At 68.8% G+C, this 20141-nt stretch carries 14 protein-coding genes; 7 read left to right on the top strand and 7 right to left on the bottom strand.

Annotated elements, in window-relative coordinates:
• The 3 genes from D7V93_RS13650 to D7V93_RS13640 form a co-directional block, all read left to right on the top strand.
• A partial coding sequence (locus tag D7V93_RS13650) for an ABC transporter permease (protein ID WP_147451168.1) occupies positions 1 to 1168 on the top strand: 1168 nt, incomplete at its 5' end.
• 2 nt (positions 1169 to 1170) lie between these two features.
• Positions 1171 to 2295, top strand: coding sequence for an ABC transporter permease (locus tag D7V93_RS13645; RefSeq protein WP_120643830.1), 1125 nt, complete (start codon positions 1171 to 1173; stop codon positions 2293 to 2295).
• Between the two features lie 125 nt (positions 2296 to 2420).
• A complete protein-coding gene (locus D7V93_RS13640) occupies positions 2421 to 3701 on the top strand; it encodes a glycosyltransferase (protein WP_120643829.1) in 1281 nt (426 codons plus the stop codon).
• Positions 3702 to 3804: 103 nt separating this feature from the next.
• On the opposite strand, the gene D7V93_RS13635 is transcribed toward D7V93_RS13640, so the two are convergent.
• On the bottom strand, positions 3805 to 5310 hold the full coding sequence (locus tag D7V93_RS13635) for an aldehyde dehydrogenase family protein (protein WP_244237292.1): 1506 nt from the start codon (positions 5308 to 5310) through the stop codon (positions 3805 to 3807).
• A gap of 237 nt (positions 5311 to 5547) precedes the next feature.
• Here D7V93_RS13635 and D7V93_RS13630 point away from each other — a divergent pair, with 237 nt between their 5' ends.
• Both D7V93_RS13630 and D7V93_RS13625 read left to right on the top strand, forming a co-directional pair.
• A complete protein-coding gene (locus D7V93_RS13630) occupies positions 5548 to 6348 on the top strand; it encodes a hypothetical protein (protein ID WP_147451167.1) in 801 nt (266 codons plus the stop codon).
• 65 nt (positions 6349 to 6413) lie between these two features.
• Complete coding sequence (locus D7V93_RS13625) at positions 6414 to 8042, top strand: glycoside hydrolase family 43 protein (RefSeq protein WP_120643826.1); 1629 nt, start codon at positions 6414 to 6416, stop codon at positions 8040 to 8042.
• Between the two features lie 25 nt (positions 8043 to 8067).
• Here D7V93_RS13625 and D7V93_RS13620 read toward each other — a convergent pair whose 3' ends face one another.
• The 5 genes from D7V93_RS13620 to D7V93_RS13600 all read right to left on the bottom strand — a co-directional run bounded on the left by D7V93_RS13620 (position 8068) and on the right by D7V93_RS13600 (position 15144).
• Positions 8068 to 9609, bottom strand: a complete 1542-nt coding sequence (locus tag D7V93_RS13620; RefSeq protein WP_120643825.1) for a DNRLRE domain-containing protein — start codon at positions 9607 to 9609, stop codon at positions 8068 to 8070.
• Positions 9610 to 9688: 79 nt separating this feature from the next.
• A complete protein-coding gene (locus tag D7V93_RS13615; protein ID WP_167509460.1) occupies positions 9689 to 10456 on the bottom strand; it encodes a DUF72 domain-containing protein in 768 nt (255 codons plus the stop codon).
• A 66-nt stretch (positions 10457 to 10522) separates the two neighbouring features.
• Positions 10523 to 11842 (bottom strand): DUF4082 domain-containing protein, encoded by a 1320-nt coding sequence (locus D7V93_RS13610; RefSeq protein WP_244237291.1) that lies wholly within the window; start codon positions 11840 to 11842, stop codon positions 10523 to 10525.
• Between the two features lie 44 nt (positions 11843 to 11886).
• Entirely contained in the window at positions 11887 to 13569 is a 1683-nt protein-coding gene (locus tag D7V93_RS13605) for a hypothetical protein (RefSeq protein ID WP_120643823.1), read from the bottom strand.
• A 48-nt stretch (positions 13570 to 13617) separates the two neighbouring features.
• On the bottom strand, positions 13618 to 15144 hold the full coding sequence (locus tag D7V93_RS13600; RefSeq protein ID WP_120643822.1) for a tetratricopeptide repeat protein: 1527 nt from the start codon (positions 15142 to 15144) through the stop codon (positions 13618 to 13620).
• A gap of 165 nt (positions 15145 to 15309) precedes the next feature.
• Here D7V93_RS13600 and D7V93_RS13595 point away from each other — a divergent pair, with 165 nt between their 5' ends.
• Positions 15310 to 17028: a B12-binding domain-containing radical SAM protein gene (locus tag D7V93_RS13595; RefSeq protein ID WP_120643821.1), complete on the top strand. Its 1719-nt coding sequence runs from the start codon at positions 15310 to 15312 to the stop codon at positions 17026 to 17028.
• A 27-nt stretch (positions 17029 to 17055) separates the two neighbouring features.
• On the opposite strand, the gene D7V93_RS13590 is transcribed toward D7V93_RS13595, so the two are convergent.
• The gene (locus D7V93_RS13590; RefSeq protein ID WP_120643820.1) at positions 17056 to 17364 is read right to left on the bottom strand and encodes a hypothetical protein; all 309 of its coding nucleotides are present in this window, start codon (positions 17362 to 17364) and stop codon (positions 17056 to 17058) included.
• Positions 17365 to 17487: 123 nt separating this feature from the next.
• On the opposite strand from D7V93_RS13590, the gene D7V93_RS13585 reads away from it, so the two are divergent.
• A complete protein-coding gene (locus tag D7V93_RS13585; protein WP_120643819.1) occupies positions 17488 to 19908 on the top strand; it encodes a helicase-related protein in 2421 nt (806 codons plus the stop codon).
• The last annotated feature ends 233 nt before the right edge of the window (positions 19909 to 20141 follow it).

Raw genomic sequence — 20141 nt, 5'->3', positions numbered from 1 at the left:
ACCCCCGGCCGCGCGACGAGCGGATCGGGCCGGCCTCCGGCTGCGCCTTGGCCGGATGCTCGCATACACCCACAACGAGGCCATCCAGATCCGCCGCGACAAGATCCGGCTGGCGTTTGCCTTCATCGGCTCGGCGCTGCTGATGCTCGTCTTCGGCTTCGGAATCACGACCGACGTCGAAAACATCCGCTATGCCGCGCTGGACCTCGACCAGTCGCCCGAGAGTCGCGCGTATCTCGAACAGTTCGGCGCGACGAAACGCTATTTCACCCCGACTCCCCCCACCCAATCCGCGGACGAGGCGCTCCGCCGGCTCCAGTCAGACGATGTCTCGGTGGTGCTGGAGATTCCGCCTCGTTTCGGTCTGGATTTCCGCCGGGGCTCTGGACCCGAGGTGCTGGCGCAGGTGGACGGCGCCATGACCTTCCGTGGCGACACCGTCGAGCAGTATGTCCAGGGGGTCCACAACCGGATGCTGCGGGATCCCGCGAGCGGCTTTCATGCGGCCAGTGCCCAGAAATCCACGGCCAATATCGAAGAGCGATTCCTGTACAATCCAACGTTCGAGAGCGTCTATTCCATCGTGCCGAGTGTCCCGGCGCTGCTGCTGCTCCTGATACCGGCGATCCTCATGACGGTCAGCATCGTGCGTGAGAAGGAGCTGGGGTCGATCATCAACTTCTATGTCACGCCCACGGGGAGGCTGGAGTACCTGCTCGGAAAGCAGCTGCCCTACATCGTCATCGGCATGGCCAACTTCTTCATCCTGACCGCCCTGGCGCTGATCGTCTTTGGTGTTCCCATCAAGGGCAGCTTCCTGACGTTGATGCTCTGCACGCTGTTCTACATCGCGGCGACGACAGGCATCGGGATGGTGACCTCGACCTTCACCGGCAGCCAGGTCGCGGCCGTCTTCGTCACGGCCATCCTGACCATCGTGCCGACCATCCAGTTCTCCGGCTTGTTGCAGCCCGTCTCCACGCTGCAGGGGGGCGCCGCTCTCGTCGGTTCCATCTGGCCGGCCTCCTATTACATGCACGCGAGCCTGGGCGCCTTCACCAAGGGCCTGGGGCCGGGCCTCCTCATGCGGGATGTCGCCTTCCTCGCCGTCTGCGTTCCCGTCCTCCTGGCCGTCAGCGTCGTCGGCCTGAGAAAGCAGGAGAAATAGCGGTGAACTCGCTGCTGAACATCCTGTGGCTCGGGCTCAAGGAGATTCGCAGTCTGCTGAGCGACGTGGTGATGGTCGTGTTCGTCATCTATGCGTTCACCCTGGCAATCTATGTTCAGGCCACGGGGACCTCGAGCGAGGTGAACAACGCATCGATTGCCTTCGTCGACGAGGACGGGTCCGCGTTGTCCAAGGAGTTGCTCAACGCCTTCTATCCCCCCCGCTTCATGCTGCCTGAGATCATCTCCGCCGATGCGGTCCAGGCGGACATGGACCGAGGCCGGTTCATGTTCGTCGTCGTGATTCCGCCCCGCTTCGAGCATGACCTTCGCGCGGGGCGCAACCCGGACATCCAGGTGAACATCGACGCGACCGCCATGCAGCAGGCGGGCATCGGCTCCGGCTACATCAAGAACATCATCAACGACCGGGTTGCCTCATTCCTCAGCCGCACGGAGGAGACGGGACCGAAGCCCATCCGCCTGGTCGTTCGCAAGCTCTTCAACCCCAACGGGGTCTCGTCCTGGTTCAAGAGCGTGGTGGCCATCATCAATCAGATAACCCTGCTGACAGTCGTCCTGACGGGCGCCGCGGTCATCCGCGAACGCGAACACGGAACGCTGGAGCACCTGCTCGTGATGCCGCTGACCTCGTTCGAGATCGCGATGGCGAAGGTCTGGGCCAACAGCCTCGTGATCCTCGTCGCGACCGGGGTTTCGCTCCTCCTGGTCGTGCACATGGTGCTGAAGGTGCCGTTCGCCGGCTCGGTGGTGCTGTGGTTCGTCGGTGTCGTGCTCTACCTGTTCTTCGCCACGGCGCTCGGCATCTTCCTGGGGACGGTTTCACGCTCGATGGCGCAGTTCGCGCTGCTGATCATCCTCGTGGTCCTCGTGCTGATGCTGCTTTCGGGCGGGAGCACGCCCGTCGAGAGCCAGCCGAAGTGGCTGCAGTATGCAACGTACCTCCTGCCTGCCCGGCACTTCGTCAGCTTCTCGCAGGTCATCATCTACCGCGGCGGTGGGCTGGAGGCCGTCTGGCGCCAGTTCCTGATGGTGAGCGCGGTGGGCGTCGGGTTCTTCGTCTACAGCCTGGCGCTCTTCCGCAAGTCCATCGCGGTAAGCAAGTAGGGATGGAGACGAACTCGAGCCGCGGCCAGCCTGCTCGCGAGGGTACAGGCGCCTGTCCTGGACAGCGCGCACGCCTGACCACGCCTCCGGGGTCTGACTAGATTGATCGCGACGGAGGACAAAGCATGCAAAGCCGACACGCGATCTCGACCGTGGAAGACTACGAGCCCTTCATCGGCCAGCAAGCCGTTGAGCGGATCCTGGCCAAGGGGCGGAAACTTTCCGGGCGCAGCATCGCCCACGTGAACTCGACCTATTTCGGTGGCGGAGTGGCGGAGATCCTCTCCTCGTTGACGCTGCTGATGCGCGCGTTGGGACTCGACGCCGAGTGGCGGGCCATCCAGGGCCCACCAGACTTCTTCAGCATCACGAAGAAGATGCACAACGCGCTTCAAGGCGAGCCCATCCGCCTCACCGACATCAAGAAGGAGATCTATGAGGACATCGCGTTCCAGAACGCGATTCGAAACCGGTTCGACCATGACTACGTCGTCGTGCACGACCCCCAGCCGCTCCCGTTGGTGGAGTTCTCACGAAAGCGCGGACCGTGGATCTGGCGCTGCCACGTCGACATGGCTCACCCCAGCCGGGACATCTGGGAGTACCTCGCGGGGTACATCGAGCAATACGACGCGATGATCGTGAGCGCGGAGGAGTACCGCCAGCCCTGGCGCCTGCCGCAGCGCGTCTTCCAGCCGGCCATCGATCCTTTCAGCATCATCAACCGCGAGCTTCCGGAAGGAGAGGTGGATCGGCGCCTCCGCCATTATGGCGTTCCGCTGGACCTCCCGCTGGTGGTCCAGGTCTCGCGGTTCGATCGCTGGAAGGACCCCCATGGCGTCATCCGCGCCTTCCAGATTGCCCGGCGGGTGAAGGACTGCACGCTCGTGCTCGTGGGCAACGTGGCCACCGATGACCCCGAAGGGCCGGCTGTCTATGAATCACTCCTCCGTGAGAAGGAGGAGCGGGTCCTCATCTTGAGCGGCGAGGACACGTCGTTCGTGAATGCGCTCCAGCGCCGCGCCGCGGTCGTGCTGCAGAAGTCCCTGCGCGAAGGTTTCGGTCTGACCGTCGCCGAGGCCATGTGGAAGCGGACGCCCGTCATCGGCGGCAACGTGGGCGGCATTCGCTACCAGATAGAGGACGGGGTGAACGGCTTCCTCGTCTCCTCGGTCGAGGAGACCGCGGATCGCCTCGTGCGCCTGCTCTCCGACGAACAACTGCGACGCCGCATGGGCGAAGCGGCGCGCGAGACGGTGCGACAGCGCTTCTTGATGACCCGGTACCTCGAGCAGTACCTGGACTTGATGGACGGGTTCGAGACCCACTACCGCTTGCGGCCTGAGACTCCGGCCCTGTCGACGCGGGAAGAAGCGGCCGGGTCGGAGAGTCCCGCGACGCACTGATCATCGAACATCGGCGCGTCGCCAGCGGAGCGCCAGCCCGGCATGAAGTGGACGCCTGCGGCCTGCCAGGCGTCCGTCTCCCGCCGTCAGCGCGAGGGAGGACTCAGCCCGGCCAGTTGCCTTCGATGGGATGGGGGCCGTCGGTGAAGGCGCGCACCAGATGGGTGCCGCCGACGAAGGCGCCCGCCCATGAGCCCCCCCTGCCGCCGAAGGACTCCTCGCGGTCGCCTCGCGAGCGCAGCGCGTTGATACCGACCTTGAAGGCGTGGAGCCGCGCGGCGATGCGCTGGGCGAGTTCGGGATCGTCCGTCGCCACCGAGGCCACGAGCGCGCCGTTGGAGACGTTGGCCTCCCGCACCAGTTCCTCCTCGGAGTCCACCGACACCAGGACGTCGACGGGGCCGAAGGGCTCGCGCTGGTAGAGCTCACTGTCTCGCGGGACGCCGAAGAGCAGGACGGGCGGCAGATACGCGCCCCGCTCCTGCCCCGCGGTGAAGGCGTCTTCAGCGAGCTCCCCCTGATACAGCACCGCCGTGCCCAGCTCCCGCGCTTCGGCGATGAGGGAGCGAAGCTCCTCGGCCTTGGTGGGGGCGATGAGCGGCCCGAAGTCCACGTGCGCGCCCAGGACCGGGTTGCCGACGCGCAACATCGAAACGGTGTCGACATACGTCCGGACGAACCTCGGGACGAGCGAGCGTTCGACGACCCAGCGGGTGTAGGCGGTGCAGCGTTGCTTGCCGAAGTCGAAGCCCGCTCGAATCTGTCGGCCGAGCGCGTCCCAGTCCGTGAAGTGCGTGATCGCGTAGGCGTTCACGCCCTCCATCTCCAGCGCGTAGCGCTTGTCCGTGTCACGCAGGCGGCGGTGGACCTGGGCGCCGTTGGCGCGGCCTCCGATGAAGGCGACGCCCGCGATGCGAGCGTGGCCGACGAGCGCCTCGGAGAGGTCCCTGCCGCGCCCGCCGACGAGCGAGACGGGAAGGCCCGCGCGGCGCAGCAGTGCGAAGGCGAGCGTGAGTGAGACACCGCCGCCCTGGGTCGGAATCTTCGCGATGACCGAGTTGCCCGCGAGCGCCTGCACGAGCACGTTGAGCAGCAACACGGAGAAGGGATAGTTCCAGGAGGCGATGTTCGACACCAGGCCGAGCGGTTTCCGGCCATCGAGCATCGGGTCCATCTGCTCCAGGTACCAGTCGATGCCCGCGAGACACCGGTCCACGTCGTTGCAGGCCGTGGGCAGCGTCTTGCCGATGTCCCACGCCAGGATCCGGACGAGCAGATCCCGGTGCACCTGGAGCGCCGCCACCGCCTCCACGATGGCGCGGGCGCGGTCCTCGATGGAACGGGCCGCCCAGGGCGCGAACTCCGCCGCTGCCTGCTCGACACCCGCGGCGACCTGGGCGGCGCCGAGCAGCGGCAGTTCGGCGAGGACGCTTCCGTCAATGGGAGAGACGGCGTTGAACCAGGCGGGCGGCTGAGCCCACATGCCGGCGATGGGCGAGAGCAGCCGACCCTGGGCGTCAAAGGCTTCCGGGACGGCCCTCCGGGCTTCGGCCAGCAGGCGGCGGCTATCAAGATGAAGCAGGGGTTCGCCAACGAGTTCGGTATGCATCACGGGTGCGCCTCCTCGCGCGTCGGAATGAGCCACGGCATGGGCGAAATATCGTCATGCGCGAAACGTCTGTCTGGGTAGGCAGGCAAGGCCTCGTCGGGAGGCTGCTCGGGTCCCTTCGACCGACGTCACGTGACGCTGCTGACCGCCAGCCCTCACTCGTGCCGTTCCGCGGGCCAATTCTACCGCGGGCCACAGGGTCCCACCTTGGTCCCGGTTCCGACTTCAGGGGGCAGGATGAAACGGATGGAATGGGCGCGGTTGTTCCTATCGCTGGCAGCAGGCACCGGCTGCGCCAGCACGTACTACGACCCGTACTACTACGACGACGCCTACTATGATCCGTATTACGGGGCGTACGACGCGACGTGGAGCTACGGCTGGGTCGACCCTGTCTATGGTTATTGGTATTACAGCATCGGGGTGCAGCCCAAGGTCACCGCCGACCCGAACGCGGCGGCCGCCCAGCTCGCGGCGAACGCCTCCTCCGCCTTCACCCCCGCCGGTTGTGCCTCCGCCACCTCGTCGGGCGCAACGGTGAACTACACCTTCAACAACTGCACGGGGCTGATCGCGCTCAAGCAGGTCTCGGGCAACGTGGCGTTGGTGCTGTCGGACAACCAGGGGCAGCTCGCCATTTCGGCCAACTCCACCGACCTCTCCATCAACGGAGAGCCCTACAACCTCTCCATGCAGATCGCCGGCGCCCCTCCCACCGGGGACCAGCGCAAGATGACCATCACCTCCACCAGCTTCTCGCCGAATCGCCTCGACTCGAGATCGTCCGAGAGCACGGTCACCTGGGTGACGGGCAGCGGCTGCTTCACCGTGGACAGTCAGGGGACGTCCACGCGGGACGGTCGCAGCGCGACCTCGACCGTCTCCGGCTACCAGCGCTGCGACAACCAGTGCCCCTCGGCGGGGTCGGTGAAGGTGGAGACGCCCGAAGGGACGTTCTCCAGCTCATTCGACGGCTCCAACACCCTTCGGGTCACCGCGCCGAACGACGACGTCAGGACGTATCCGCTCGACTGTTGAGGCCGCATGCGCCCTTGCATTCTCCCTGATTAACCTGGAATTTTCAGGTTTTCAGGGAGAATGCCATGAAGCCTGTTCATGTCGTCATGCTGGGGTCCACGCTGTGCGCCGCCCTGGTCGGCTGTGGGGGTGAGCCCGCGCCGCGGGAGGCAACGCGGCAGCAGGAGCTGGTCGACGACAACGCGCGCCTGCTGCTCGTGCCGGGGTTGGCGGACCCGGATGTCTACAAGGAGAACGACGACCTGTTCTTCCTGTCAGGCACCGGCAACGGAGGGGTGCTCCCTCTCTACGAGTCGAACGACCTGACGACCTTCCGGTTCAAGCGCGACTACAACCCGTCGCTGGCCGACCCCACGTACGACTACTGCTTCCTGTGGGCGCCGGACCTCAACAAGTCCAGCGGCGCCTACCAGCTCCACTTCTCCGCGCACCGGGTGCCCAATGGCGCGGCGTGCCCGCCGGCCGGGCAGGAGGTGACGACCTTCGTCGCCACCGCGCCGGACCTGAACCTCAACTTCGGCGCGCCCCAGCCCCTCAACGCCAACACGACGTGGCCGCGCACCTCCACCGCCACGGGCTGCCTGCCGCAGGGCTGCAACCGGAACATCCGCATCGACTCGGCCACGTACAACGACACGACGGCCCGCTGGTTCTTCTATGTGTGGTTCGACCGGGGCAACAACATCTCCTCGTTCAACACCGCCGCCCCTGGCACCGTCTACAACCACGCGGGCCCGGCCGTCTTCGCGACGCCGGCCCATGAGGAAGGCATCAACGAGGCGCCCGAGGTCTTCAAGCGCAATGGCATCTACTACCTGCTCTTCAGCGGCGGTTGGTACAACAGCCAGTACGCCATGTATTACGTGATGGCGGACTCCATCCCCCAGCTCACGCGGGCGCGCGCGGTGCGGCGGCTCTCCCTTCCGCTCAAGAACTCCGCGGGCCGGCTGGTGCAGAGCCACGGCCACAACGCCATCGTCGAGCGCCGGGGCGAGTACTTCAACTTCTTCCACGTCGGCGCCTTCGACACCGCGGGCAACCTCACCTCGCGCAGCACGTACCGGCAGCGCGTCGCCTTCAAGCCCGACGGCGCGATGACGTCGCTCAACCAGGTGAACATCCGCTGGAACAAGCTGGCCGGCTACAGCTACTCGCTCGACGTCGTCCTGCGCGACGGGACAGTGATTGGGCCGTGCAACTCCGTGGCGCTCCTGGGGCAGTCCAACAAGACCGTCTTCGATGGCGTGTGCCGCAGCGCGGGCGACCGCGTGGTGACGAAGGGCGACATCGCGGCCTTCCGCATCTTCTACGCGGTCAACAACGCCTGGGGCGCCTTCGTGGAGACGCCCTATGACGGCATCTCCGACGACGTCGCCCTCGACCTGCCGGGCGGCTCCACGCCGTTCGTGGACCTGGAGTGGAGCGAGGAGGAGACCGCCGCGCAGTACTCCATCGACGTGCAGCGGCGGGACACCGGCGCCTGGATTGGCCCCTGCATCGGGGTCAACTCCGTGAACAAGAGCCTGGCCTGGACCTACCAGGGGCGCTGCGACACCGCTGGCATCAACGTGCCGGCCTCCAACATCCAGGCCTTCCGCATCTGCTCGGCCGTGAATGGCGACTGGGCCCATGCCCGCTGCGGCGCCGCGGCCTATGACGGCCGCGGCATGCACTCGCGGATCGTCATCCCCTGAAGCCGCGCGGCCCACGGCGCCTGCCTCAATGGCAGGCGCCGGTGCCCTTGTCCGTGAACGTCTGGCCGGCGATGGGGACGAACTCCCAGTCGTAGCTGCTGGGGTGCAGGGTGAGCTTCAGCACACCCCAGTTGCTGGCGGTGCGCAGGGCGCTGTTGGCCGGCTGCGAGGTGGTGAAGGCGCGCAGCGACGTGCCGCCCGTGCCGACGACGAACTGGACGATGCCGTTCGCCGTGGCGGTGCCGGCGGCGTTCTGCGGCTTCCAGCGCTCGTAGTTGTGATCATGCCCGGTGAGGATGAGGTCGGCGCCCGCGTCTTCGAGCGCCTTCCACAGCGGCTGCACGGTGGTGTCGTTCCCGTGGCTGCCCGAGCTGAAGCGCGGGTGGTGCCAGTAGGCCAGCGTGCAGGTGCGCGGGTTGGCGGCCAGGTCCTGCCGCAGCCACGTCTCCTGCGCGGAGCCGGCGGCGCACCCGCCCACCGCGGTGCAGTTGCTGTTGAGCACCACGATGTGCCAGTCCCCCAGGTTGTAGCTGTAGTAGCCCTTGGTGGGGTCCCCGGCCTGCGCGCCGAAGTAGCCGTAGTAACCCGCCGCGCCTGAGGTGTTGTACTCGTGGTTGCCCGGGGTGGGCTTCATGCGCGCCTTGTGGCGCCCCCACGCCGGGTCGAAGCAGTTGGTGAACTCCGTGGGCGTGCCGCTCTGGTACGCGAGGTCCCCCAGCAGCGCGAGGGTGCCCGGCAGCCCGTCCAGCAGGTTGCCCGTGGCCGTGTCCTGCGTGGTGGCGCAGTCGCCGATGTCCCCCGCGGCCAGGAGCACCGGATCGCCCACGGTGCCCGGAGGCAGGTACGTCACCGCGAGCTGCGGCCGGTCCGCGACGGTGGCGGCCTCGCTGGAGGCCAGGTCCAGCCCGTCCGTGTTGCTGGTGCTGGCGAGGATGAAGCCGAAGTTGGACGCGGGCGTGTCCACCCACTGCTGCACGCGCGCCACGCCCGCGGCGTTGAGGGTGACGGTGTACGTCCCCACCGCGCTCGCCTGGAGGGAGCCCAGCGCCGTGCTGTTCCGGTCGCTCGCGCCCTTCGCGCCGGCCTCTTCCCAGCTCGTCGTGCCGGTGGCCTTCTGCCAGGTGGCGGTGCCCTCCGCCCACTCACGCGTGAGGGCCTGGAGCGAGTACGCGTTCTTCGCTGCGTTGGTGACGCGCACGGTGAGCGTCACCGATTGGAGGGTGCTCCCGCTGGGGATGGACGCGAGGTTCCACTGGAGGAGCGTGGAGACGTCCTTGCCACTGCCGGCGGGCTCGTCCCCGTCCGCGAACAGCGTCGCGGCGCCACCCGTGCTGGCGGTGGGCGCGTTCTCCGAGAGGGAGATGTCGCGCGTCCCCGCGTACCCGTTCACCCCGTCCCGGAACGTCGCCGTCACCGGGTTGGCGAGCGCATGCGCCACCAATTCCGGGTGCGCCTCTTCCGGGCCCGAGCAGCCGGATCCAGCGCCCAGGGCGACGGCTCCCGCAAGCGCGCACACTCCCAACACCCGTGGCCAGAGCGGCCGCCTTCCCTGACGTGACAGCGACATGGGTTCCCCTCCAAGAGACAGGGCTCGCTGCTTAGTCGAGTTTTTAGGTTTTTGTCGCGTTCTCTCGGCGGGAGGGGCGTCAGTCCATGTTGGAGCCGCAGGTCATCGCGCGGCGCAGCAATGACAGCGCGTTCGGTTGGGCCGCGCCTTCCGCCGTGTTGTCGAAGATGCACCACACGCGTCGACCGGCCTGCTCATGGCTGGAGATTTCCGAAGCCAGCGCGTCCAGATACGCCTCGGAGTACGCGGAGTAATACATCTTCGGCGAGCCGTGCAGCCGGTAGTAGACAACCTCCGCATCGGGGGGCTGGGGCGCGCTCACCGCAGGCGGATCCGCCTTCACGTAGGCGATGCCGGCGGCGTCCAACACCTGCCGGGCCTCGTCCGTGAACCAGGTCGGGTGTCTGGGCTCGCACACGATGTCCACCCGGGTCCGCTCGCGCAGGGATTGGAAGAACGCACGGGCCACCTCCGGCTCGAGCTTGAGGCTGGGGGGCAGCTGCACCAGCAGGCAGCCCAGCTTTGCCTCCAGGTGGCCCGCCTCGCCCAGGAACCGCGCGAGCGGCTCGTGCACGTCGCGCAGGCGGAGCTCATGGGTGATGACCCTGGGGACCTTCACCGTGAAGCGGAACGTCTCCGGAACGCTGTCACGCCAGCGGGCGTAGGTGGCGGGCCGGTGCGGCCGGTAGAAGGAGGAGTTGATCTCCACCGCGGGCAGGACGCGCGCATAGCGCTCCAGGTGGGTGCCCGTCGTGGGGAAGTGCTCCCCCACCGCGCTCGACAGGCTCCAGCCGGCACAGCCGACCCGGCAGCGCGCGGGAGAAGGGCTCGAAGTTCGATGGCGCACGGCACCAAGCTAGGCACCGGAGGCACCTCCAGCCACCCTCCGGGATGTTCACCCAGGTGTCGCACCTCAGGGCGACGGCACGAACCGGACGTCCACCCAGTAGTTGGCGTCCTTGTAGCTGCTCGCGGGGAAGCCGCCGCCGCCGTAGGCGAAGACGCCGTTGCCGCCCACGCTCGCGCTGGAGGGGGCCGTCAGGTTGCCGCTGGTGACGGTGCTCGCGAGGCCGGAGACATCCCGCGCGAAGAGACCGTTCGACGTGTGGTACGAGACGACGTAGAGCGTGTTCGCGCTGAGGGACACCGGCGTGGGCAGCGGTGCCTCCTGCCAGCCCGGGATGCGGCCATCCCTCACGGCCACCTGGGCCAGCAGCGTGCCGGTGCTGCTCCACAGGCGCGCGGTATAGCCATTGGCGTTGCCCGTGCCCCGGTAGAAGCGCAGCGCCTGGACGGTGCCGGCGACGTTGCTGCGGAAGCGCACGCCAATCTCCACGGCGCGGGTGTCCGCCTCCTCCACCGCGTTGGCGGGCGCGCGGTCGCCGAAGAGCGTCTGGCTCCACGGCAGGATGAGCGTGGTCACCACCGGCCGGTGGTCCAACTGCGACGAGGCCCCCACGACGGCCGCCGTCACGGGCGACGTCCACGCCGAGCCGAGCATCACGTAGTCGATGCGGCGCGTGGGGAAGCTCGCGTCCTGCGTGTAGCCGCTGCCCGAGCCACCGCGCGTCCACGCGTCGGAGAGGAGCGCCTTCAGGCTGGTGATGCTGGACTCGGTAGGCGTGGCATTGAGGTCGCCGCCAAGCAGGGCCCAGGGCTTGCCCGCCAGCGCCGCCTTGACGTCGTCGGCCTGGTTGAGCCGCTCGGCGGCGCCGGTGGTGCCGAAGTGGGTGATGGCCACGGGCACGACGTGCGCTGCGTCCAGCTCCACCTCCACGAGCGCCAGGACGCGTTGCTCGGCGGCGGAGCGCAGCGGGATGCGCTGCGCGGAGCGGATGGGGTAGCGCGACAGCAGCGCGAGGCCGTACTGCCCGCCGTCAAAGCTGGTCAGCGACGGCACGAACGCGAAGTTCAGGCCCGTGAGCTGCCCCAGCCGCGCGGCCTGATCCACCTTGCCGGAGCGGTTGGTGAGGACGTCCACCTCCTGGAGCGCGACGAGGTCCGGGGCCTGCCCCTGGATGACGCTGGCGATGGCCTCCAGGCTGCTCAATTCGCCGTGTTTGATGTTGTACGTCATGAAGCGCAGCCCTCCGCCCGGTGTGAGGGGCTGGGAGGCCGTGGCGGCCGTAGCGCCCTCCGCGGGCTCGCTGGTGGGCTCCGGTGGCGCGCACCGGGGAAGGACCGCCAGGAAGAGGACGGCCAGGAGCGAGGCAACGGAATGCGGCAGGCGCATGAGAGGGATTCTCCGGGGTCGGGGCTTCGTAAGGCCAGGGGCCGTCATGGACGACGGCGCAGGTGCAGCGGGTCGTGCTTCGTCTCGGCGCACGTGGCGCCCTGCGCCTGGGCCTTGCGGACGCGCGCATCGCAGTGCTGCCAGGCCCCCGCGGGCGAGGCGACATCCCCGGAGTAGTGCACCGCGCACGACGGCGTGTGTCCCCAGCCGTCGTCCTGGAGCCAGTACAGGTACGTCTCCGTGTCGGCCCCCGGACGGCTGCACGCGATGTAGTGCGACTTGCCATCCGCCTGGAAGAACGCGCTCGTCGTCGCGTTCGGGGTCTGCTTCTTCGGCGGAAGGACGGTCTCGAAGCGCGCCTGGAAGCCCTCCACGAGCGTGCCATCCGCCGCGAGCCGGATCGGCGGCGTCACCTTCCTGCCATCGAACTCGTCGATGTAACCATTCACCACCACCGAGCCATCCGGCATCGCCGCCACCAGCCGGAGGAAGCCAGACACATCCGAGTCCGGCTTCGCGCCCACCGCCCACTTGCGGTAGCGCAGCCCCTTGCCGAGCCCCGCCTGGAACCGGGCATCCACCGAGCCATCCTCCTTCAGTCGCACCAGTCCCGGAGCGAGCCAGGGCCCCTGCGGCGGCTCGAACGAGGGGATGTTGTTCTGCGCCAGGGTGAGTGTCCCGTCCGGTCCCAGGCCCAGCTCCGGCACGTTCATGAAGCGTCCCTGGGGGTATTCACCCTCCTGCCGGAAGGACTTGAACGAAGCATCCAGCCGCCCCTGGGGCGTCAGCCGCACGACATGGGCGGTCACCGCTCCGCCGGAGAGCTCGCCAACGCCGATGACGGAGCCATCACGCCGGGGAGCGATGAGGCTCAGCTCGAGGCCCTCCGAGCGCTCCTTCAGCCAGGAGATCAGCGGCGTGTTGAAGCGCGTGTCAGGCTTCCAGTTCGCGCCCAGCGCGAGCACCGGAATCTCAGCCCCTCCGTTCTCCAGCAAGAACCGGCCACTGAGGAAGAGGCCTCCGTCGGCGCGCAGGCGGACCTGCTTCAGCACGTACCAGTCCAGGTCGAGCCCCTTCAGGATTGTATCGAAGCGCAAGGTGCGCTCGACGGCGCCGTCCGGGGTGAAGCGCAGCAGCCACAGCGGCACTTCCTTCAGGTAGTTCTCATCCGGCGTCGAGGCCGCGACGATGAGCCGCGACTTCGCGTCCACCTCCGCGGTGATGATGAACGACGTGGGGCCGACGGTCTTGAGGAGGGCCTGCCGGACCTTGTCGTTGAAGGCCTCGGCCCGGGCCCCCGCCGCCGTGTGGCGCACGAGCACATGGGCCACGTTGGCGGGACCGCTCTCGCCCCGGGGGGCGTTCGCGTCGCGGGATTGATACGTCGCGATGTAGCCCCCGGAGGGCACGGTGAGCAGTTGCACCAGCTCCTTCATCCGGTCCCGGTCCGACGCGGCTTCGAGCGCCACAGAAGCCGGCGCCGTGTCGCGCTTCCCCAGGGCGTCGATGACCACGAGGCTCCCCACGGGCTCGCCGTTCAGCCGGTTGCAGGTGTGCCCCACCAGCCAGGACTTCTTCGGCGTGGGCACGACGGCCATGAGGTCGCAGTCTTCATTCGGCGCGGTGAACCGATCATACGGCGACCAGATCTCCTCCTCCGCCGCGAGCGCCGCACCGCTCAGCATCAGCGCGAGCAACGCCGCGCCCGCCGTCGTCCCACATCGCATCGCGTGCTCCCTTCCGAGGACTGCTGGGATTCCACCGGGCCTTGCGGCTCACCGCTTCTTTCGCTTGGCGGTCGCCACCTTCTTCTTGCCCAGCCCCTTGAGCGCGGCACAGGTCTGGTCGAAGCGGGCCTCGCAGGCTTCCTTGAGGAGCGGTCGCGCGCGGACCGGGTCGGTGCTGGCGAGCTGCAATCCCAGCAGAGCGCAGCTCTTCCCGTTGTGGGCGTCGCAGCCCTTCGTGAAGGCGGCGACGGTGCGATCCAGGTCCCGCTCCACGCCCGTGCCGTCGCGGTAGCACAGGCCCAGGTTGACACAACTGTTCATGAAGCCTCCGTCGCAGGCCTTCTGGAACAGCGCCACCCCGCGCGCCTCGTCGCGGCCGGGGCCGCGGTCCGTCAGGAAGAGCAGGCCCAGCACATCGCAGGCCCGGGCGAAGTCGTTCGTGCACGCACGCTCGAGGAGCTCCCGCGCACGCGTCGGGTCCTTCGGAGTCCCCTGGCCGGCGTTCAGCATCTCCGCGAGGTTCGTGCACCCCCGGGGCAGCTCGCCCGTGCAGGCCTTCTCGTAGAGCTCCACTGCTTTCGCCTCATCCTGCGCGACCCCCTGGCCCTCCTGGTACGACAACGCCAGGCTGTTGCAGGCCTCCGGCTGTCCCGCCTCGCACGCCTGTTGATAGAGCCCGAGGGCCCGCGCCTCGTCACGCTCCCCGCCGCGCCCCGTCTTGAGGAGGATCGCCAGGTTCTTGCAGCCCTCCGCGGACTTCGCCTCGCAGGCCTTCTGGAACATCCCCCTGGCCGCCACCGGGTCCGCGTCAGCACCCTTGGCGTTGTCGAGGAAGGCACCCACCTCGTTGCAGGAGCGCCCGTGGCCCAGCTCACAGCCCTTCTTCCAGAGCTCGAGCGCCCGGGCCTCGTCCCCCGGCCCGCCCCTCGACGCCAGCACCTGTCCCGCGTTCCCGCACGCGCGCGCCTCCCTGGCGGCGCACCCCTTCTCGAAGACCGCCACCGACCGCGCGACGTCCTTCTCCAGTCCCCCGAGTCCCTCCACGAGCGCGGCGCCGAGCGTGTTGCAGGCGTCCCCGTCTCCCCCGTCACACGGTTTCTCGCAGCCGCCCGGCGTCTCATTCGCGCAGGCCACTTCCGCGGGAGGCGCGACCTGGGCCACGACGGCCTGGGGCTGCGATCGATCCAGCCCGAAGCCGCGCACCAGGTGGTACGCGCCCGCCAGCACCAGCGCCAGCGCCACGCCCCAGCGGAGGCCCGTGGGCCCTCGTCCGCGCACGCCCAGCACCAGCGCGAGCACCACCGCCAGCCCGCCCGCGCCAATGGCCACGAAGTCACGGAAGTGCCCCGCGACGAGGACACCATTCTCCGTCACCGAGGACTCCTGGGTGTAGTGCAGCCCCAGGGGCACCACCACGGCCACCAACGCGGCGATGCCCAGGGGACTCAGCAACACCTTTTTCAGGGGTGACGTCCGCTTCTCCGCGAGACATTCAGCGCAGAGCTTCTCCCCCTGGAAGTCCGTCAGCTCCACCGTGAGGTGTTCGTTCAAACACGAGGAACAGGGCTGCACCATGGAACGACTCCGGGAACGGATGAGGCAGCAGCATCGCCTTTGTCAGGCATACGGCCAAGCTGGGGCCTGCCGTGGAGGCCGGCGGGGCTCCCACGATTCCGCGCCGGCTGTCCCCTTGATGGTCTACCCTGACGCCCTTCCCGGAACCGTCGGAGTGCCCGTCCCATGCGCAGCGGTCGTGACCTGTCGCCAGTCCTCCTTGTCGGAGCCGGAACGGGCGAAGCCACGTGCGGCATCCTCTACCTCGCGAGCTACCTGCGGCGCGGCGGCATCGAGGCCTTCGTGCGGCTGTACGACGGGGATGAGACGAACGCCGAGGTGACGCGCTCGTTCGAGCGCCTCGTCGCTCGCGTGCGTCCGAAGCTGGTGGGGATCAGCCTCAAGTGGTTCCACCACGTGGACCGCGCGCTCCTCATCGCGCGGACCCTGCGGAAGATCGATCCCTCCATCCGCATCGTCGTGGGGGGCAACTCCGCGTCGTACTGGTGGCGGGAGCTGAACGCCTTCGACTGCATCGACCACATCGTGCTGGGCGACGGAGAGCTGCCGCTGCTGGCCCTCTGCCAGGGCGACCCCTCCCCGCCCAACTGCGTGACCCGGGACCCGGATGGACGTCCCCGGAGGCTGCCCCTGGCGTACGTGCAGGGCGCCAAGAACACCGAGGACATCTACTACTCGCACTTCAACGAGCTGTTCCTCAGCCAGATGGACCTGCACTCGTTCTCCGGCTGGGTCGCGCCCGGCAAGGGGTGCGGCGAGAACTGCCTCTACTGCGGCGGGGCGCGCGGCAACCAGAAGGCGGCCTTCGGGCGCGCGAAGCCGTTCCTGCGCTCCGAGGAGAGCGTGCGCCGGGACCACCAGGAGATCGCCAGTCAGACGTGGCAGATGCGCTACGACTTCGCGGGCAGCACGGCGGAGTTCCTGAGCGGCACCTGGGCGGGGGTGGATCTCTCGAACCACTGCTGCACGTACTTCCTGTGGGGGGTGCCCCGGCTCGGGCTCATCGACGCGCTGGCCCGGACGTTCAAGCGCGTCTACATGGTGCTCGACATCGGCTGCTTCTCCGAACAGCAGCGCCTGGAGCAGATGGGGCGCGGGCTGCTCAAGCCGTGCGCGAAGGACTCGGAGCTGCTCGAGATCATTGACGCCTGCCGCCGCCACCCGAACCTGGACATCGAGGTCTCCGGCATCGGGGGCCTTCCCTTCGCGAGCAAGGCCACGCTCGCGGAGGAGCTGCGGCTGGTGGAGCGCGTCATCCGCCTGGACTGCGTGGTGGGCTACCAGCGGCTCGAATCGCAACCCGGGGCGCTCGTCACGGAGCATCCCGCGCGGTTCGACATGGTCACCGAAGCGAAGACGTTCACGGAGTTCCTCGACTACTTCGAGCGGCGCAAGCCCGGTGACGTGTCCGTGCCGATGATCCGCTTCCGCGACGCGGAGCTGGAAGCGGAGGTGCAGCGCAACTCCGACCGGGTGGACGCGATGGCGTGGGAGCACCGGGACGCGAGAAAGCGCCTCGACCTCCAGGGACGCACGCGGCTGAAGAACACCGCCCCCTGGACACAGCAGTTCACGCTGGGGGACTGGTTGGGGAGCCACCGGGCCCCCGCGAAGTTCGCGCAGGAGCCGGTGACCGTCGTGCGCTCGGTGGACGGCATCACCCTGCCCTGCACCCCGTCCGTCAGCCCGCGCAGGTTCTCGGATCCCACGCTCGTGCAGGGCGAGGACGGCGCGATCCTCCTGTCCGCCCTGGCCACCTTCGAGCGCCCCACGACCGTCGCCAGCGCGGTGACGCAGCTGGGGACGAAGGCGCGGCTCGATCCCGAGTCCGCGCGCGAGGTCATCGACCATCTCGTGGACGGGCGCTTCCTCCAGCCGGCGTAGGCCCGCGGCGGAAGGCGAAGGACGCCGCTACTGCGGCCCCTCCGCGGCTTGCGCGGCAGCCGGCGCCGCCGACGGCGCCTCGACTGCCTTCAGCTCCTCCTTGCAGCTCACGGTCTGGCCCGCGGCGCTGCAGATGAACCGGTGCCCACGACATTCGGCGGTCCAGGGCAGCGCCTGCTCGCCAACGGAATACGAGTTCTTCTCCCCGGAGATCGTCAGCTCCTCGGCAGGGCAGCCAATGGCTCCCGCGGACATGTTCGCATACTGCTGCTTGCTGACGGTGACACAGCCGGTGGCGGCTGAGAGGAGGACGAGAGCACGGAAGTAGGAGCGCATGGGTGGCTCTCTACCGCAGGGCCCAAGGTGAATGGAATGCACCTCCGGGTCATTCCCGGGGGTGCATCGCGCGAGGGGCCAACCCTCAGGGCGGAGGGCCCTGCCCGGGGTTAAACTGCGGCCATGAACTCCAGCCCATCCAGCCGGTCGTCCGTCGTCGTGGCGGAGCTGGGGCCTACGAACACGGGGAAGACCTACCGAGCCATCGAGCGGATGCTGGAGCACGACACGGGCATGATGGGACTGCCCCTGCGCCTGCTCGCTCGCGAGGTGTACGACCGGGTGACCGCTCGGGTAGGCGAAGGGCGGGTCGCCCTGATGACGGGTGAGGAGAAGCGCATCCCTCCCCGCCCCGACTACTGGATCTGCACCGTCGAGGCGATGCCGACGGACAAGCCGGTCGACTTCCTCGCGGTGGATGAGATCCAGCTCGCCGCCCACCGCGAGCGCGGCCACGTCTTCACCGACCGGCTGCTCCACGCGCGGGGACGCAAGGAGACGTGGTTCCTCGGCGCGGACACGATGCGGCCCATGGTCCACGCGCTCATCCCCCACGCGTCGGTGAAGCGCGCCACGCGCCTGTCCCAGCTTCGCTACTCCGGGCACCGCTCCCTGAAGAGCCTTCCTCCGCGCTCGGCCGTGGTCGCGTTCTCCGCGGACCGCGTGTACGAGCTTGCTGAAACGCTGCGCCGCCTCCGGGGCGGGGTCGCGGTGGTGCTGGGCGCGCTCTCTCCCCGCACGCGCAATGCCCAGGTGGCGATGTACCAGTCCGGCGAGGTCCAGTACCTCGTGGCCACCGACGCCATCGGGATGGGGCTGAACCTGGACCTCAACCACGTCGCCTTCGCGGGGCTCTCCAAGTTCGACGGCGCGGAGCAGCGGGACCTCTTCCCGGACGAGCTGGCGCAGATCGCGGGCCGCGCGGGGCGCCACCTGAACGACGGCAGCTTCGGCACCCTGAACACATTGCCCGAGCTGTCACCGCGGGTCGTGTCCTCCATCGAATCGCACCGGTTCCCGGCGGTCCGGAGCCTCATCTGGCGCAACCCCACGCTCGACTTCTCCAGCCCGGACTCCCTGCTGGAGTCTTTGTCCCTGGCGCCGCGCCACAACGCCTTCGTCCGCGTGGAGCGCGCGGACGACTACGATGCGCTCAGCAAGCTCGCGCTCGTGCCCGCCATCCGGGAGGTCGCCAGCAGCCGGCCCATGGTCGAGCTGCTGTGGCAGGTCTGCCAGGTCCCGGACTTCCGCAAGGGCCTCTTCGGGCTGCACGTCTCGCTGCTGCGGGAGACCTTCCTCCAGCTCAGCGCGGGTGACGGGAAGCTGGACCCGGACTGGCTGTCGCGGCAGGTGTCCCCGCTCGATGACGTCTCCGGCGACATCCACACGTTGATGGACCGGCTGGCCGCCATCCGCATCTGGACGTACATCAGCCACCGCTCGAGCTGGCTGCACGACGCCGAGCAATGGCAGGAGCGCACGCGCCACATCGAGGATGCGCTGGGCGATGCCCTGCATGAGCGGCTCGTGGAGCGCTTCGTGCAGCGGGCCGCGCGGAGGAGTGCGCGCCGCTTCGTGCGGGCCACCACCGCTCCCACGGCCTCCAGCTCCGACAACCCCTTCGCCAAGCTGGGGCTGCTGCTGGGGGAGACGTCCGGCGCGGACGGCGGCCTGATGACCGAGGAGCAGTTCGTCCAGCGGGTCGTCGACGCGACACATGAGACCTTCGAGGTGGACGCGTCCGGAGGCATCTCGTTCGAAGGACAGCCCCTGGCCCGGCTGGTGCGCGGGAAGGACCGGCGCTCGCCGCAGCTCGCGCTCGCGGAGCCGGAGGTCTGGACCGGAGGCGCGCGGCGGCAGCTCGAACGCCGGCTGGTGGCGCTCGCGCGGGACCTCGTCACCGAAGCCATGGGAGGCTTTCCCGCCGAGTCCCTCACCGGCGCGGGTCGCTCCGCGGCGATGCGCGGCCTCGCCTACCGTCTGGCCGAGGGGCTGGGGGTCATCTCCCAAGGCGAGGCGCGCGAGCAGTGGAGCCTGATGGACGCGGAGGACCGGGAGCGCTTGAAGTCGCTGGGCGTCCGCGAGGGCCAGCGCTTCCTCTACGTCGCCGAGGCGCTCGCACCGCAGGCGCTGGAGCGGCGCTGCATGCTGACGGCGCTGTTCCATCAACGTCCGCCCCCCAAGGGCGTCCCGCGAGAGCCCGTGCTCGATGTGTCGGGGCCCGGCGGAGGGAACGCGCGAGCCTTTGGCTACGAGGTGCTCGGGACCGTGGCGCTGCGCATCGACCTCGTCGAGCGGATCAGCGAGGCACTGCGCCACCCGAATGGGGCCCGGCAGGTGCAAACGCTCATGCAGGAGCTGCAGCTGGAGAGCAGCGTCCGCGCGCGGGTGCTGCGAGCGCTCGGGGGACAGGCCAGCGGTGATCCAGCGAAGCGGCGGCGGCGACGGCGCCGGGGGAAGGCGCCCGCGGCGGCCCCGAGCGGAGCCCCTGGGCAGCCTCCTCGCGCTGGCGCGCAACCGCCTCCCCAGCGCGGAGAGGGCTGAAGCCCGGCCTCCGAGGGGACCGCGCCCCCCAGTATGGGGGGTGGATCCATCGCAATCGCTGACGGCGCACGCCCTGGCGCGCGCACGTCCCGAGCGCGAGGCCGTGCACCGCCCTCGCGGAACGCCCTGGCACATGCATTGCCTTGGGGCCACGGATGATCCCGCGCATCTCGACCGCTCCCGGCGCCCCCCCGGAGCTCCCCTCCCCTCGTCGAGGGCCCGCACTCCTGCCA

It is taken from the genome of Corallococcus llansteffanensis, assembly GCF_003612055.1.
In the GTDB taxonomy this organism is placed as follows: Bacteria; Myxococcota; Myxococcia; order Myxococcales; family Myxococcaceae; genus Corallococcus; species Corallococcus llansteffanensis.
The sequence above is the reverse complement of the archived record's forward strand: the minus strand, read 5'-3'. Positions and strand labels throughout refer to the sequence as shown.